We start from the raw sequence: 14,498 nt of genomic DNA, 5'->3' as shown, positions 1-14,498 counted from the left end.
TTCCGACTGGCGATCCGCATGCACGGGCATGAGCTCCCTGTCCGCCGGTGCGATCATCCAAGGATGTTAGTGCCATACGACGGAGGGCTACCTCTTCGCGCTAGCGTTTACTCGTCAACAAGAGACCTGGGGTACTCGGGGGCCGGCGGCGCGCAAACCTCATCGAGCCTCGCAACGATGTCATCCGGGGACCTCATGCCAGAGCTAACGAGGGCGATGGCCTGTATCAGCGCGGCTTGGCCGTGTTCACTCTTGACGTCGACATGATTTCTCTCTGACCAACGGCCGACTGCGGACGTTACGAGTTCAATCTCATCATCGGTAAAGAGATGCAATTCGAAAAGAGACATGCGAGCTCTCCTGTTTCAGGCAAGAGCAGATCGTCTCTCAAGCGGCCCAGGTACCCGTTGAATTATCGGGCCGATAAACAACAGTACGCTTAGACGCCCCATAAGGCAACCGAAGCCAGCCGAAGGTCAACCGAGCTGCCGAACGGCCCGGAGGGCACGAACTCGCCATCGCAACGATATTTTCGCAGGGCCAATCTGACATCAGGCCGGAGGTTGAAGTTCAGGAGCACACCGCTGAGGAAACGGATTTGGGCAAGGGCGGGACGCGAATAGACATTTCACGAATTGGCGGCAACTAGAGACGGAGTGACCCGGAGCCGAGTTCAGCCGCGGTTTCGCCGGAGCCGAAAAAGAACGAATGCCGCCGACTTGACATCGGCGCCTGTCTAAACACATAGCCTCCGCCAGCTAATTTAAGGGATTTTCTGTCGTGTTGAAGATACGTGAGGCTGTCCGTGAAGATGCGGCGACGCTTTTGGGTTTCATTCGCGAGCTCGCGATCTATGAAAAAGCTGAGCATGAAGTCGCCGCTACCATTCAGAAGATCGAAGAGTCGATTTTCGGCACGAATTCTGTGACTCGCGCATTGATCTGCGAACAGGATAGCCGGCCGGTCGGCATGGCTGTTTGGTTCTTCAATTACTCCACCTGGCAGGCAAAAAACGGGCTCTATCTCGAAGACCTGTATGTGACGCCAGCAGCGCGCGGATTGGGCGCGGGCAAGGCCCTGCTCAAACGACTGGCTGAAATCGCTCTCGAAACTGGCTGTGGTCGGTTTGAATGGAGCGTACTCGACTGGAACGAGCCAGCGATCCGCGTCTATGAAGCAATCGGCGCTGAACCCATGAACGAATGGATCCGTTATCGTTTGTCTGGGAAGGCGCTCAAGAGTTTCGCGGTAAGCTAGAAAAAAGGAAGCCTTTGGATCTAGGGCATGTCGCACTTGAAAATTGAATGTGCCGTCCTCGCTTGCGAATGTCGACCCCGAGAGAGTGGAATGACGTGTGGCCGCTCCCGGATCGAATTTTGGACTGATCGATTGGCGGCATCGCGTTCATGCCGCCGCGTGCCATCCTTCGCGGATATGGCGGTAGCCTTCACGATAGACCGCTTCCGGTGTCTCGAAAAAGTCGCGCCAGACCTTTGTCGCGGCGGCAAGGTCCTTGAGCGCCCGGCCGAAGGCTTCGATTGTCAGCCAGCCGTCGTAACCACTCGCGCGTAGCGCCTTGAACGTCTCCGCCCAGGGAATGTTGCCGCGCCCCGGTACGCCGCGGTCGTTTTCCGAAATGTGGACATGGACGATGCGGTCCCTGTTTCGCGTGAAGGCGCCGATGGGATCGGCCTCCTCGATATTGCTGTGGAACGTGTCGTACATAGCGCGGATATTTGGATGCCCGACCGCGTCGACATGGGCCGCAAGGGCGTCCAACGTGTTGAATAGGTAACATTCAAAGCGGTTCAGCGCCTCGAGCCCGATCGTGACCCCGCGCTTTGCTGCATGATCGCCGATCGCGCGTTGCGAGGAGACCGAGCGCTTGAGTTCCGCCGCGCTCGGCCCGCTTCCGGAAAATTGACCGAGCGTCGAATGCAGCGGCCCGCTCAGCATCGTGGCACCGAGTGCATCGCTGCAGTCGATTGCCCATTTCATATAGTCGATCCCGCGTCTGCGGGTCGTGGCGTCGAGAGCGATCAGGTTCATCGAGGGGTCGCCCATGGCGGAAACGGCGGTCCGTTCTAGGCCGATCCGGTCGAGCAGGGCCCCCAGCCGACGGTAGTCGTCGGGCGTCCCCGAAAAGATCGGAATCTCGACGCCATCAAACCCGGTGTCCTTGATGTCGCGCAACAGTCCCTCGTGCTTCCTGCCGACACTCGTCGTCCACAGGAACATGCACATGCCGATCTTCATGTCTCCTCCCTCCGGGCCATTTGGCCGCTGCGTGTTTCCACCGCAATCTGGTCGTACCAAAATCGGATATCCAGTCAAGCCAATTCTCGGCATCGCTCGTCTGCAGGATTGGCGCAAAATCTGGACTTAAACATTAAACATCGGTATAATAAGATATATTGCCGTTTCTCGTTCCGCCTTGCAGAGGGTGAGAAATTGCGCTAGATCTTTCAAGCGGCGACAATTGGCCGAACCAGATTATCGAAATGGCGGGGACCGGCCGACGAGAAGGTGACCGTTTGCCGCCCTCGGCGGTCGAGCGAGCCGCAACAGCCTGGGAGGACCTCATGCATCTTTCAACACACAACTGGATGCGGGCGGAACCGCTCGCCGTCACGCTGAAGCGCATCAAGAAATACGGCTACGAGAGCATCGAGATATCGGGCGAGCCGACACAGTACGATGTGAAGGAAACGCGCGCGTTGCTGAAGGAACACGGCATCCGCTGCTGGGGCGCCGTCACGCTGACGCTAGGCGAGCGCAACCTTGCCGCCAAGGACGAGGGCCAGCGCGCCAAGTCGGTGGATTACGTCAAGAGCGTCATCACCATGGTGAGCGAACTCGAGGGCGAGATCGTCACGCTTGTGCCGGCGACCGTCGGCAAGGTAGTGCCGGACGCGACCGAAGACGAGGAGTGGAAGTGGGTGGTCGACGCCACCCGCGAGTGCTTCACCCACGCGCAGACGAAGGGCGTGCGGCTGGCGATCGAGCCGCTCAACCGCTTCGAGACCTATCTCTTCAACCGCGCCGCTCAGGCGCTGGCGCTGGCCGATGCGGTGAGCCCGCAATGCGGCGTCTGCCTCGATACCTTCCATCTCAATATCGAGGAGGAGGACATGTACGACGCGATCCGGCTGGCGGGGAAGCGCCTCTTCGATTTCCACGTCGCCGACAACAATCGCTTCGCCGCCGGCCTCGGCCAGCTCGACTGGTCTAAGATCATCGGCACGCTGAAGGAGATCGGTTATGAGGGCGCGGTGACGAACGAGTTCGTCGCTCCCGTCGATCGCACCCCGGCCGCCAAGTACCCGGACATGGTGGAGCGCAGCCCCGTCGATATCCCGCCGGAGCAATTGAAGTTCATCCAGGACCACGGCTCGAGCCTTCTCACCGAGAAGTTCTACGACGATCAGATGCGGATCACGGCCGAGACGATCCTGCCGCTGATCAAATGACGAACGCAAAGGCATATGCCCTCGCGCCCGCGAGGTCGTGAGGGCGGGGGATCCGACACATGCGTATCAAAACCGTAGAGGCCTGGTGGGTGAAAATTCCCATCGAGGCGAGCCGCCAACACCGTAGCGACTTCGGCCGACTGACGTCCTTCGACGCCGCGATCGTGCGTATAGAGACGAATGACGGCATCGTCGGCTGGGGAGAGGGCAAGAATGCCGCCGGCAGCGCAGGCACCTATGGTACGCTGGTGCATATGCTGAACCACGAGGTGGGGCCGACGCTCATCGGCCGTGACCCTGCCGACATCTCCGCCATATGGGAGATGCTCTACAACGGCGTACGCCACGAGATGGCGGCGATTTCGGGTCACGCCATGCCGGAGCTCGCGCGGCGCGGCCTATCCGTCGCGGCGATCAGCGCCGTCGACATGGCGCTGTGGGACATTCTCGGCAAGTCGCTCGGCGTCCCCGTCTGGAAGCTGCTGGGTGGCCGCAAGGCGGACAGATTGCCTGCCTATGCTTCGGGTGGTTGGGAGAGCGTGGACCGGATCGGCGAGCAGCTCCGGTCCTATATCGCGGCCGACGGCTTCAAGTCGGTCAAAATGCGCGTCGGCGCGATGGACCGTGCGCCGCATGTCTCGGCCTCGCGGGTGCGGGCGGCTCGCAAGGCGATCGGCCCCGACATCGACCTGATGGTCGATGCGCACGGCACCTACACGGTCGCCGAGGCGAAGCGCTTCATCCAGATGGTGGCGGATTGCGACCTCGCCTGGTTCGAGGAACCGGTGATAGCCGACGACAAGCCGGGCATGGCGGAGGTACGCGCGGCGGGTAATGTCCCGATTGCCGCGGGCGAGAGCGAGGCGACCCGTTTTGCCTTCCGCGATCTTGCGGTGCTGCGGGCCGTCGACATATTTCAGCCCGATCCGGCCTTCTGCGGCGGCATCACGGAGGCGATGCGCATCAGTTCGCTCGCCAGCGCCTTCAACCTTCGTTTCGCACCGCATCTGTGGGCCGGTGCGCCCTGTTTTTTCTCGGGCCTGCACCTGTGCGCGGCTTCCCCGGCAAGCTTCGTCATCGAGTATTCGCTCGGCGCCAATCCGATGATCCATGATCTCGTCGAGGACACTGTGTCGGTGAAGGACGGCATGATAGAGATTCCTGATAAACCCGGCCTGGGCTTCACGATCAATCAGCGGGTCCTGGAGGCTCACGCGCAAAGACAGTGACGATGAAAGAAAACTCCCTACTCTCCGATCTTGCAGGATATCTTTTCTCGAATTCGAGCGACAACGGCCGCACGCCTTCAGAGCGGGAGCTTGCGGAGCATTTCGGCGTCAGCCGCGGCCAGATTCGCGAGGCGCTGGCGATCCTGGAGGCTATGCGCATCGTCGAGCGGCGCGCCAAGTCCGGTATCTACCTGACGACCACGGAGGCGAGCGTCGAGGCCATGGCACTCTTTGCCCGCGCCGGCGTGCCGCTTGATCCGATCCTGATCTACGAGACCGTGGAGCTTCGCAAGATCCATGAGATCAAGGCCGCCGAACTCGCCTGCCTGCGGGCGACGGAAGAAAATTACCAGCGCCTGCGCGATATCCTCGCCGCGTCCGAGGCGAAGCTTGCCGCTGGCGAGGGGCTGGCGCGCGAGGACCGGGATTTCCATCTGGAGATCGTCCGCGCGACCAAGAATAGCGTCTTTTATCGCGTGTGCAGTGTCTACTACGTGATGGGCGAGCAGCGCCTGCCGATCTATTTCGCCGACATCGCCCGCAGCCGGCGCTCGCATGAGGAACATATCCGCATCTACGAGGCGCTTATTGCTCGCGACGGCAATCTCGCCCAAGCGCTGATGAACGCGCATCTCCAGGGTGCGGAAAGCTACTGGAAGGGTCTCATCGGCGGGCCAGCGACGGTCGCCGGATAGACGTAGCCGACTGGGAGGGCCGATGAGCTTCATCTTTTCCACGCATCCCCTGCATCCAGCGGCCGAGGCCATGCTCAAGGCTGCGAGCGATCTGCGCGTCGCATCCGCCCCCGATCCCGAAACGCTGCTTCGAGAAGGGCAGGGCGCGGGGATCATCGTCGTGCGGGCGCCGATCCCGCCGGCCTTCTTTCAGGATGCGCCGGCGCTTCGCGCTGCGATTCGCCACGGCGCCGGGCTCGATATGGTGCCGATGGATGCGGCGACCCGTGCCGGCGTGCTCGTCGCCAACGTGCCGGCCGTCAATGCGCCGACGGTCGCCGAGCACGTCTTCCTCGTGACGATGGCCCTGCTTCGGCGCTTCCGCCTGATGGACCGGGAACTGCGGCAGAAGGGTTGGGCGGCGGGACGCGGCCAGTCGGACGGGGCGGTGGACCTCGGCGGCCGCACCATAGGCATCGTCGGCATGGGCAATGTCGGCAAGGCGATCTTCCGGGTCGCGAAGTTCGGTTTCGGCGTGGAGGTGGTCGCCACGAGCCGGTCGCCTGAAAGCGTGCCACATGGTGCGCGCTACCTGCCGGTCGACGACCTCGTCGCGACGGCCGACGTCGTCGTGCTCTGCTGTCCCCTGACGCCGGAGACGACCGGCCTGCTCAATGCCGAGCGCATCGGCCGCATGAAGCCCGATGCCATTCTGGTCAACGTCTCGCGCGGCCCGGTGATCGATGATGCGGCGCTGATCCAGGCGCTGCACGATGGCCGCATCGGCGGAGCCGCGCTCGACGTCTTCGCAACGCAGCCGCTCCCGCTCGACCATCCCTATTTTGGCTTCGACAATGTCATCGTCACTCCGCATCTTGCCGGTCTAACGCAAGAGAGCATGATGCGTATGGGAATGGGTGCGGCCAGCGAAGCGATGCGCGTCATGAACGGCGAACTGCCAGTCAATCTGCGCAATCCCGAGGCGGTCGAACACTATCGCCGGCGCTTTCCGGATAGCTCCAAGCCCCTCCGCGACAATCCGAAACGCTAGCGGCCCCCGCGGTGTCACGCGGGCCGTTGGCATCTTTCGGATTGATCAGGTCAGCTCGCGTACCGCAGGCTCACACCGCTGTTGCCGTCGAAAAGCACGACCTTCTCAGGATTCCAAGAGAAGCGCACGGACTCGTCGATCTCCAGCTCGGTGCGGGCCGGCACGGTTGCCTGCAACAGCTCCCCGTTGCCGGTTCGCAGCGTCACGATCTTTTCGACGCCATGGTTCTCCACGTCGTGCACCCGTGCTTCCCCCGGCGCACCGCTGTCGAGGAAGAGGTCCTCGGGGCGGATGCCGAAGGTGAGCGGGCGGCCGTCCGTCGCAATCCCGTGCCCCTGGCCGAGCGGCAGCCGGTAGCCCTCGGTGGCCACGGCCTCGCCGCCTTCAAGCGTGCCGTCGATCAGGTTCATCGGCGGCGAGCCGACCGCGCGGGCAACGAAGGTGTTGACCGGCTTGTTGTAGATTTCATGTGGCGTGCCCGTCTGCACGAGATGGCCGTTGTTCAGAACGCCGATCTTGTCGCCCATCGACATGGCCTCGATCTGGTCGTGTGTGACGAACAGGAAAGTCGCGCCCAGGTTCATCTGCAGGTTTTTCAGCTCGGTGCGCAGCGCCTCGCGCAGTTTCGCGTCGAGCGCCGACAGCGGTTCGTCCATCAGGAAGACGCGCGGCTTGCGTACTATGGCGCGGCCGATTGAGACGCGCTGCATCTCGCCGCCCGACAGCCGGTCCGTCTTGCGGTCGAGCAGGTGCTCGATGCGCAGGGTTTTCGCGACCCGGTCGACGCGTTCCTTGATCTCTGCAGGTTCGACGCGGCGGATGCGAGGTTTCAGTGGAAATTCCAGGTTCTCCCGCACCGTATAACGCGGATAGAGCGAATATTGCTGGAGCACCAGAGCCACGTCGCGCTCGGCGGCACCCCAGTCGGCGACGTCCTGCCCATCGATGAGGATCTGCCCTGCCGTCGGCTTTTCCAGAGCGGCGATCAGGCGCAGCGTCGTCGTCTTGCCGGCACCGGTCTGGCCGAGCAGCACGAAGAACTCGCCGTCAGCGATCTCGATGTTCAGGTCTTTCAGCGCCACGTGGTTGCCGAAGGTCTTGGTGATGCCCTTGAGTTCGATATGCGCCATCAGAGTCTGATCCCGAGCGACGAGCCGGTCGCGGTGTTGAAGAAATGCGCCTGGCCGGGGTCGATGCGTGCCCAGACGGCTTCGCCCGGACCGGGCACGAATCCGCTCTTGGTGCGGGCCCTGATCATCTGGTCGCCGACCTTCAGGTCGACGATGTCGTGCGAGCCGAGCGGTTCGATGATATGCGCCTCGACTTGCATGAAGCCCTCGCGGGCCTCGCGCGAGATGAGTACTCCCTCTGGCCGGACGCCGAGCGTCAGCTTGCCGTTTTCGGCCCTCGCGTCCGAGAGGCGGTTGGCAAGGGCGGCGGGGAACTCGAAGCCCTTTGCCCCGCCGCTGAGCTGCACGCTGGCATGGCCACCCATTTCGCTGACGGTCGCCGGCGCCATGTTCATGACGGGGCTGCCGACGAATTGCGCGACGAACATGTTCGCCGGATAGGCATAGACCTCGGACGGGCTTCCTACCTGCTGGAGAATGCCCTCGTGCATGATGACGATGCGGTCGGCGAGCGACATGGCCTCGACCTGATCGTGGGTCACGTAGATGGTGGTCGAGCCCTGCTTGATATGCAGGCGTTTGATTTCGGCGCGCATCTCCTCGCGCAGTTTTGCGTCAAGCGCGCCGATCGGCTCGTCCATCAGCATGGCCTTTGGGCGGCGCACGAGCGCCCGGCCGATCGCCACGCGTTGCATGTCGCCGCCCGAAAGCGCCGAGGGCTTGCGGCCGAGAAACTCGGTGATGCGCAGCACGCGCGCGATCTCGCGCACCGCCGTCTCAATGTCGCCCTTGCTCATGCGCGTCGCGCGCAGCGGAAAGGCGATGTTTTCGTAGACCGTCATGTGCGGATAGAGTGAGAAGGATTGGAACACCATGGCGATGTCCCGGTCCGATGCCTTCATGTGCTGCACCGGCTGGCCGTTGATCAGGATGTCACCTTCGTCGATGGTTTCCAGGCCCGCGATGGCACGCAAGGTCGTGGTCTTGCCGCAGCCGGATTGTCCGAGCAGCACGATGAATTCGTAGTCGGCGATGGCGAGATTGAGGTTCTTGATGACCTGGACGGCACCAAAATATTTCTGGATGCCGCGAAGTTCGAGCTGCGTCATGAATGGCCGCCTTCGTCTCGTTGCTCGTCCCGCGGGATTTTGGTCGTCACCATGAAGGCGATCAGCCCGACGAGTGTCATCGTCAAGCCGTAACGATGGAGAAACAGGTTCCAGGGCTGGCAGAGCGCGATGATGCCGAAGATCATCAGGTACTGCGAACCTGGTTCGAGATATTTCTGGCTCAGGGTGCGCAAGGTCATTTGCGGATCGCTCCGAAGCTCATGCCGCGCAGGAGATGGTTCCTGAGCAGGAAGGTGAAGATGGCGACCGGCAGCAGGAACAGGAATGTGCCGGCCGCAATCACCGTCCAGTCCGGCAGGCCCGAGCCTACCTGGCTCGGGATGAAGGGCGGTGCGGTCTGCGCGCGCCGGTTCGTCATGATCAGCGCGAATGCATATTCGTTCCAGGCCGTGATGAAGCAGAAGACAGCGGTGGCGGCGATGCCTGTCGCCGCTTCCGGGATCACGATCTTGAAGAAGGCCTGCATGCGGGTGTAGCCGTCGACGAGTGCCGCCTCCTCATATTCCTTCGGGATCTCGTCGATGAAGCCCTTCATGAGCCAGACCGAGAAGGAGAGGTTGAAGGCAGTGTAGAGTATGATGAGGCCCCAGTGCGTGTCGTTGAGGCCGACGACGCGGTACATGAGGAACATCGGGATGGCGACGACGACGGGCGGCAGCATGCGGGTCGACAGGATGAAGAAGAGAAGGTCCGCTTCTCCCTTCACCTTGAAGCGCGAGAAGCCGTAGGCCGTGAAGGTCCCCATGCCGACGGCCAGCACCGTGGACGTGATGGCAACGATCAGCGAGTTCATGAAGCGGTTCGGATAGCCGGACGGCTGGATTTCGCCGCGGCCGGAGCGGACGATCTTCTCGCCCCCGTCGAACACCATGCGCTCCCACCAGGGGGCGGCGGCATATTCTTCAGGAGTCGGCGCTCCGCGCAGTTGCGAGCGCTTGGTGAAGAGTTTCACGAAGGGCGAGATTTCCGGCTCGAAAAGCACGGTCGGCGGAATGGTTGTGGCGAGGTTGCGCGGCTTGAAGGCCGTCGAGGTGATCCAGTAGATCGGCGCCAGGAAGATCAGCGTGATGACCAGCACGGCGGCGATCGCCACCCGGTTGAGCGCGCGTTCGGAGCGGGTTTGGACGGCAGCCATCTCAGCGCTCCTTCACCTTGTTGAGATACTTGACGTAGATGTTGGTGATGGCGAGCACCATGATGAGCACGATGTAGGCGAGCGCGCAGGAGCGCCCTGTCTGCCATTCCTGGAAGGCCATCTTGTAGAGCCGGATCGAGATCACCTCGGTCGTCGGTTGGCTCGTCAGGATATAGGCGAGGTCGAAGGTCTTGAAGGCTTCCATTGTACGGAAGATGATCGCGATCATCAGGATCGGCGCCACCAGCGGCAGCGTGATGCGGAAGAAGGTGTAGAACGGGCCTGCCCGGTCGATAGCCGCCGCCTCGTAGAGATGCTTCGGCACGGCAGAAAGGCCGGCGAGCGACAGCAGCATCACGAAGGGCGACCACATCCAGATGTCGGTGATCGCCACGGCGTAGAGCGCCATGTCGGGGTTCGACAGCCATTCAAAGGAGCCGAGGCCGAGCGCGTAGTTGATGATGCCGAAGGACGGATCGTAGAGCAGCTTCCAGAAGAGGCCGACCACTGCCATCGACAGCATCATCGGCAGCAGGAGCAACGTGGTGAGCAGACCCTTCAGCGGAATGTCGCGGTTGAGCAGCATTGCGGTGCCGAAGCCGACGATCACCTGCCCCGTCACAGAGACGATCACATACTTTGCGGTGATGGCGAAATTCGACCAGATGAAGGTATCGTTGAGCAGCTCGCGATAGTTCTGCAGGCCCACGAAATTGGCCCGCGCGTTTGACGAGGCGCGGAAGTCGGTAAAGGAATAGCCGAGCGAATAGATCAGCGGAAAGATGTTGAAGACGATCAGAAAGAGGATCGTCGGGATGATGAACAGGTTGCGGATACTGATATCGCTCATGCCGCGCGAGGCGGCACGCGATTTCGCGTCCAGGGATGTCATGACGACGGTTGCCAATGTGCTCCTCCTCAAAGAGCCCAGCGCTGGACGCAGTGATGGCATCCGGTTGCGCATTACCCGAGCATGAACATGTGCCATGCGTCGTTTGGTTCTCGGGTGCAGAAAAACGGGAGGGAGCTACGCGCCCTCCCGTGCTGCATCAATGCCTAGTGACGGCCATACTTCTTGAAGGTCGTGTTCCAGTCCTTGGCAAGCGCGTCGAGCGCTTCCTTCGCCGTGCCCTCGCCGGCGGTGACGAAGGGATAGATGCGCTGATTCATCTGGATCAGCAGTTCGGCATATTCAGGCGTCGCCCAGAAGTCCTTCACCTTGAACATGGTCTCGTAGAAGGCCTTATTATAGGGTGTCGCATTCTGGAATTCCGGCGATTCAAGCACTTTGGCGCTTGCCGTATAGCCGCCCAGTTCGGCCCAGCGCTTCTGGGTCTCGTCCTTGATGAACCATTCCAGGAATTTCATCGCCTCTTCCTGGTTCTGCGAGTATGAAACGACCGAGATACCCTGGCCGCCGAGCGCTGCGAACTGTTCGCCGCCCGGACCTGCCGGGTTGGCGAAGAAGCCGGTGACCTTGGCGTTTGGATTGGACGCCTCGTTGACCAGCGCCGGGAAGAAGGCGAAGTAGTTCATGCTTATCGCCGCCAGATTCTCGGTGATCGCCTGGTTGTTCTCGACGAAAAAGGTTTTGGCCCAGCCGGGAGGCGTGAAGCCGTAGAGCTCGCGATACATTTCGAGCGCCTTGACGTTCTTCTCCGAATTGATGATGCCGTCGACCTTGTAGGTCTGATAATCACCGAGCTCGCCGCCATAGGAGAAGATCGCGTTTTCGACGCCCATCACGAGGCCGTCATAGGAGTTGTCGGTGTAGATCGCGATGCCGTAGCGCTTTTCGTTCGGACGATGGAAGAATTCGGCGATGTCACGCATCTCGGCCCATGTCTTGGGTGGGGCAAGGTCGTAGCCGTATTTGGCCTTGAAGGCCTCCATCTCCTTGGGGTCCTCGAACCAATCCTTGCGGTAGGACCAGCCGACGGCGTCGCCTTCAGCCGGGATCGACCAGTACTTTCCGGAGTTCGAGGGATATTCGGCGTAGTATTTCACCGTTGCCGGCGCCATGACTTCTTTGAGCTTGTGCTTGTTGAAGAAGTCGGTGAGATCGACATAGTGCCCGGCTTCGGACGCAGCGCCGATCCACTGGCTGTCGCCGACGACCATATCGTAGGCCGAGCCCTTGGCGTTGAACTCGGTGAAGGCCTTGGTCTGGAAGTCGGCCCACGGCGTGGTCTCGACAGTGACCTTCACGCCGCTTTCAGCCTCGTATTCGTTCACGAGCTCCTGAAGGTAGTTCGCCGGGTCCCACTCGGCCCAGAAGATCGTCAGTTCCTGGGCTTGTGCGGACGTTCCGCAGGCCCACATCAAGCCGACACCGGCCAAGAGACCGGTCATAGTCTTGCGCATAACTTTTCCTCCCATTTATGCACGCTTCCCGCTTCGTTGCAGGCCTTCCGATCCGACTCTCCGATCCTCATGGGTGATTGTTTGCTCTGGTGGTGGCCTCCCCGACCCTTGGCCCGTTTCAGATCGCTAGCCTGAATGCTGGTTCCTTCATCTGGTAGTACCAAATATAATTGCCGTCAAGAGCAACTTTTGGCGGAGCTTCTCCCCGCGACTCGCCTTCAAAGTGTCTATATCTCACCAATAGTCTCGCATTTTCGGATGCCATCTTGTCGGGTAGTCTGTTTGATCGTGGCCGATCCGGACAACAAACACAAAGAGAATTAATTGAACTGGTCGAACCAGTTTTCATTCCAAGTCGAAGGGTTGTCAATGTCATGCCTCGCTCCCCGCCTCCCGTACCGCAGCTTCAACGAGCGCCTTTGCCGCCCATGCGGCTACAGACTGTGCGCTTTCGGAGGTAAGTCCCCAAATATCCTTCAACACGATCAGCACCTCCACGCCGAAGACAAGGGAGAGTGCCTGTGCAAGGCGTTCCCGGGCCTCGGGCGGCACGGTGCCCTGGAGCGGCCTGGTCACGCTCTTCAGGAGATCGACGCGGTGGCCGCGGGTGAACAACGGCTCGTTGCCGAGCGTGCCGGCCTGGCGCTGTGCCCACTGGTCCAGCGAAAGCTTCAGCGCCGCTTTGAAGGTGGCCTCGAACTCGTCGATGCGCGGCATCGCGGTCGCCAGCAGGTCGGCAACGCGGGTGCGCGCATCGGGACTGTCGGACGACCAGTCGAGTATGGGCCCCAGAGCCTCATCCACCACGGCATGCACGAGCGCAGCCTGGCTCGGAAAGTAACGGTAGGCGGTTGCACGCGACACTTCGGCCGCCTCGGCGACTTCGCTTACCGACGGAGTGATGCCGGATTGCATGAGCCGCGTTGCCGTTTCGAGCATCAGTTTCCGCGTGCGGGCACGCGGGCCTCGCTCGGCGGTTTTGGCGGTTTCGTTCGGTTGACGTGAGACATGCATATCTTTATGATACGCTCGTCTCATAAATTTGCAAGAGCCGATGGAGTGGCTGTGAAAGCGAGACATGGCGGGTGGGGTTTCACCTAGTCGCGGAGGAGAAATGAAGCACATCTACGTGGTCGGAACGGCCGATACGAAGGGCGAGGAACTTGCCTATCTGGCCGCTTGCGTCGAGACGGCGGGCGGCGATGTCGTGCGCGTCGATGTCGGCACACGCCAGCCTGCGACCGCCGTCGATATAAATGCCGAGACGGTTGCGGCCTTCCATCCGCAGGGCGTTGGAGCCGTCCTTGCCTGCGACGACCGCGGCAGGGCGGTCGAGGCGATGGGCATTGCCTTCTCGCGCTTCCTCGCCGAGCGCCACGACATTGCCGGCGTCATCGGTATCGGCGGAGGCGGTGGCACCTCGATCGTCACCGCAGGCATGCGCCAATTGCGGCTCGGCCTGCCTAAGATCATGATCTCGACACTCGCGTCCGGCGATGTCGCCCCCTATGTCGATGTTTCCGACATCGTGATGATGCCCTCCGTCACCGACATGGCGGGCCTGAACCGGCTGAGCCGGGTCATCCTGCACAATGCGGCCCAGGCGATCACGGCCATGGCCAGCCGGCCCGCTGAGGTGACGGCGTCGAAGCCGGCCCTCGGGCTTACCATGTTTGGCGTAACGACACCTGCAGTAACCGCCATGGTCGAGCGCCTCAGGGCGGATTACGATTGCCTGGTCTTCCACGCCACCGGCACGGGCGGACGCACGATGGAGAAGCTTGCCGACAGCGGGCTCGTCTCCGGTGTGCTCGACATCACGACCACCGAGGTCTGCGACCTGCTTCTCGGTGGCGTCCTGCCTGCCACCCCGGACCGTTTCGGCGCGATCGCTCGCACAGGCTTGCCCTATGTCGGCTCCGTCGGCGCGCTGGACATGGTTAATTTCTGGGCCCCGGAGACGGTGCCGGGGCACTATGCCGACCGGCTCTTCTACCGCCACAACCCGAACGTCACGCTGATGCGCACGACGCCCGCCGAATGCGCGCAGACCGGACGCTGGATCGGCGAGAAGCTCAATCTGTGCCACGGCCCCGTACGCTTCCTCATTCCCGAGAAGGGCGTCTCGGCCCTCGACATCGAAGGCGGCGTATTCTTCGACCCGCAAGCCGACGCCGCGCTCTTTGCCGCGCTGGAGGCGACCGTGAAACCGACCGCGGCGCGACGCATCGTCCGCTTGCCGCTCCATATCAACGACCCGCAATTCGCAGAGGCCGCCGTCGCGGCCTATCGTGACATCGCCAACCCCTGAGAGA

15 protein-coding genes are annotated in these 14,498 nt (G+C 61.8%); 6 read left to right on the top strand and 9 right to left on the bottom strand.

Annotated elements, in window-relative coordinates:
* Nucleotides 1–107: 107 nt before the first annotated feature.
* Nucleotides 108–350, bottom strand: a complete 243-nt coding sequence (locus tag BLP23_RS10290; protein WP_092584771.1) for a hypothetical protein — start codon at nucleotides 348–350, stop codon at nucleotides 108–110.
* A 430-nt stretch (nucleotides 351–780) separates the two neighbouring features.
* On the opposite strand from BLP23_RS10290, the gene BLP23_RS10285 reads away from it, so the two are divergent.
* Nucleotides 781–1,257: a GNAT family N-acetyltransferase gene (locus tag BLP23_RS10285; protein ID WP_092584770.1), complete on the top strand. Its 477-nt coding sequence runs from the start codon at nucleotides 781–783 to the stop codon at nucleotides 1,255–1,257.
* A gap of 147 nt (nucleotides 1,258–1,404) precedes the next feature.
* Here BLP23_RS10285 and BLP23_RS10280 read toward each other — a convergent pair whose 3' ends face one another.
* Nucleotides 1,405–2,256 (bottom strand): sugar phosphate isomerase/epimerase family protein, encoded by an 852-nt coding sequence (locus BLP23_RS10280; RefSeq protein WP_092584769.1) that lies wholly within the window; start codon nucleotides 2,254–2,256, stop codon nucleotides 1,405–1,407.
* 326 nt (nucleotides 2,257–2,582) lie between these two features.
* On the opposite strand from BLP23_RS10280, the gene BLP23_RS10275 reads away from it, so the two are divergent.
* Genes BLP23_RS10275 through BLP23_RS10260 form a run of 4 tightly spaced genes read left to right on the top strand, consistent with a single transcriptional unit; the run spans nucleotide 2,583 to nucleotide 6,424 of the window.
* Entirely contained in the window at nucleotides 2,583–3,470 is an 888-nt protein-coding gene (locus BLP23_RS10275; RefSeq protein ID WP_092584768.1) for a sugar phosphate isomerase/epimerase family protein, read from the top strand.
* Nucleotides 3,471–3,529: 59 nt separating this feature from the next.
* Complete coding sequence (locus tag BLP23_RS10270; protein ID WP_092584767.1) at nucleotides 3,530–4,699, top strand: mandelate racemase/muconate lactonizing enzyme family protein; 1,170 nt, start codon at nucleotides 3,530–3,532, stop codon at nucleotides 4,697–4,699.
* A gap of 2 nt (nucleotides 4,700–4,701) precedes the next feature.
* Nucleotides 4,702–5,394, top strand: a complete 693-nt coding sequence (locus tag BLP23_RS10265; RefSeq protein WP_092584766.1) for a FadR/GntR family transcriptional regulator — start codon at nucleotides 4,702–4,704, stop codon at nucleotides 5,392–5,394.
* A gap of 22 nt (nucleotides 5,395–5,416) precedes the next feature.
* Nucleotides 5,417–6,424, top strand: a complete 1,008-nt coding sequence (locus tag BLP23_RS10260) for a 2-hydroxyacid dehydrogenase (protein WP_092584765.1) — start codon at nucleotides 5,417–5,419, stop codon at nucleotides 6,422–6,424.
* Between the two features lie 50 nt (nucleotides 6,425–6,474).
* On the opposite strand, the gene BLP23_RS10255 is transcribed toward BLP23_RS10260, so the two are convergent.
* The 7 genes from BLP23_RS10255 to BLP23_RS10225 form a co-directional block, all read right to left on the bottom strand.
* Nucleotides 6,475–7,554: an ABC transporter ATP-binding protein gene (locus tag BLP23_RS10255; RefSeq protein ID WP_092584764.1), complete on the bottom strand. Its 1,080-nt coding sequence runs from the start codon at nucleotides 7,552–7,554 to the stop codon at nucleotides 6,475–6,477.
* Nucleotides 7,554–8,663, bottom strand: a complete 1,110-nt coding sequence (locus BLP23_RS10250) for an ABC transporter ATP-binding protein (RefSeq protein ID WP_092584763.1) — start codon at nucleotides 8,661–8,663, stop codon at nucleotides 7,554–7,556. Before BLP23_RS10250 ends, BLP23_RS10255 begins: the two co-directional genes overlap by 1 nt.
* Nucleotides 8,660–8,863 (bottom strand): hypothetical protein, encoded by a 204-nt coding sequence (locus BLP23_RS10245; protein WP_022713858.1) that lies wholly within the window; start codon nucleotides 8,861–8,863, stop codon nucleotides 8,660–8,662. The genes BLP23_RS10250 and BLP23_RS10245 overlap by 4 nt, the downstream gene beginning before the upstream one ends.
* Nucleotides 8,860–9,819 carry a carbohydrate ABC transporter permease gene (locus BLP23_RS10240; protein WP_022713859.1) on the bottom strand — a complete coding sequence of 320 codons (960 nt, stop codon included), beginning with the start codon at nucleotides 9,817–9,819 and terminating at the stop codon, nucleotides 8,860–8,862. Before BLP23_RS10240 ends, BLP23_RS10245 begins: the two co-directional genes overlap by 4 nt.
* Nucleotide 9,820: 1 nt before the next feature.
* Complete coding sequence (locus BLP23_RS10235) at nucleotides 9,821–10,726, bottom strand: carbohydrate ABC transporter permease (RefSeq protein WP_022713860.1); 906 nt, start codon at nucleotides 10,724–10,726, stop codon at nucleotides 9,821–9,823.
* Nucleotides 10,727–10,875: 149 nt separating this feature from the next.
* Nucleotides 10,876–12,183: an ABC transporter substrate-binding protein gene (locus BLP23_RS10230; RefSeq protein ID WP_092584762.1), complete on the bottom strand. Its 1,308-nt coding sequence runs from the start codon at nucleotides 12,181–12,183 to the stop codon at nucleotides 10,876–10,878.
* A 372-nt stretch (nucleotides 12,184–12,555) separates the two neighbouring features.
* Nucleotides 12,556–13,197, bottom strand: a complete 642-nt coding sequence (locus BLP23_RS10225) for a TetR/AcrR family transcriptional regulator (protein ID WP_167363865.1) — start codon at nucleotides 13,195–13,197, stop codon at nucleotides 12,556–12,558.
* A 100-nt stretch (nucleotides 13,198–13,297) separates the two neighbouring features.
* Here BLP23_RS10225 and BLP23_RS10220 point away from each other — a divergent pair, with 100 nt between their 5' ends.
* Complete coding sequence (locus BLP23_RS10220) at nucleotides 13,298–14,494, top strand: Tm-1-like ATP-binding domain-containing protein (RefSeq protein ID WP_092584760.1); 1,197 nt, start codon at nucleotides 13,298–13,300, stop codon at nucleotides 14,492–14,494.
* Nucleotides 14,495–14,498 lie beyond the last annotated feature (4 nt).

The sequence above is a fragment of the Rhizobium mongolense subsp. loessense genome, assembly GCF_900099775.1.
Lineage (GTDB): Bacteria > Pseudomonadota > Alphaproteobacteria > Rhizobiales > Rhizobiaceae > Rhizobium > Rhizobium loessense.
The sequence above is the reverse complement of the archived record's forward strand: the minus strand, read 5'-3'. Positions and strand labels throughout refer to the sequence as shown.

Coding starts and splice junctions, on each gene's coding strand:
- BLP23_RS10250 (WP_092584763.1), bottom strand. CDS start 8,663: ATGACGCAGCTCGAACTTCGCGGCATCCAGAAATATTTTGGTGCCGTC.
- BLP23_RS10225 (WP_167363865.1), bottom strand. CDS start 13,197: ATGCATGTCTCACGTCAACCGAACGAAACCGCCAAAACCGCCGAGCGA.
- BLP23_RS10265 (WP_092584766.1), top strand. CDS start 4,702: ATGAAAGAAAACTCCCTACTCTCCGATCTTGCAGGATATCTTTTCTCG.
- BLP23_RS10255 (WP_092584764.1), bottom strand. CDS start 7,554: ATGGCGCATATCGAACTCAAGGGCATCACCAAGACCTTCGGCAACCAC.
- BLP23_RS10260 (WP_092584765.1), top strand. CDS start 5,417: ATGAGCTTCATCTTTTCCACGCATCCCCTGCATCCAGCGGCCGAGGCC.
- BLP23_RS10245 (WP_022713858.1), bottom strand. CDS start 8,863: ATGACCTTGCGCACCCTGAGCCAGAAATATCTCGAACCAGGTTCGCAG.
- BLP23_RS10290 (WP_092584771.1), bottom strand. CDS start 350: ATGTCTCTTTTCGAATTGCATCTCTTTACCGATGATGAGATTGAACTC.
- BLP23_RS10220 (WP_092584760.1), top strand. CDS start 13,298: ATGAAGCACATCTACGTGGTCGGAACGGCCGATACGAAGGGCGAGGAA.
- BLP23_RS10240 (WP_022713859.1), bottom strand. CDS start 9,819: ATGGCTGCCGTCCAAACCCGCTCCGAACGCGCGCTCAACCGGGTGGCG.
- BLP23_RS10230 (WP_092584762.1), bottom strand. CDS start 12,183: ATGCGCAAGACTATGACCGGTCTCTTGGCCGGTGTCGGCTTGATGTGG.
- BLP23_RS10270 (WP_092584767.1), top strand. CDS start 3,530: ATGCGTATCAAAACCGTAGAGGCCTGGTGGGTGAAAATTCCCATCGAG.
- BLP23_RS10280 (WP_092584769.1), bottom strand. CDS start 2,256: ATGAAGATCGGCATGTGCATGTTCCTGTGGACGACGAGTGTCGGCAGG.
- BLP23_RS10275 (WP_092584768.1), top strand. CDS start 2,583: ATGCATCTTTCAACACACAACTGGATGCGGGCGGAACCGCTCGCCGTC.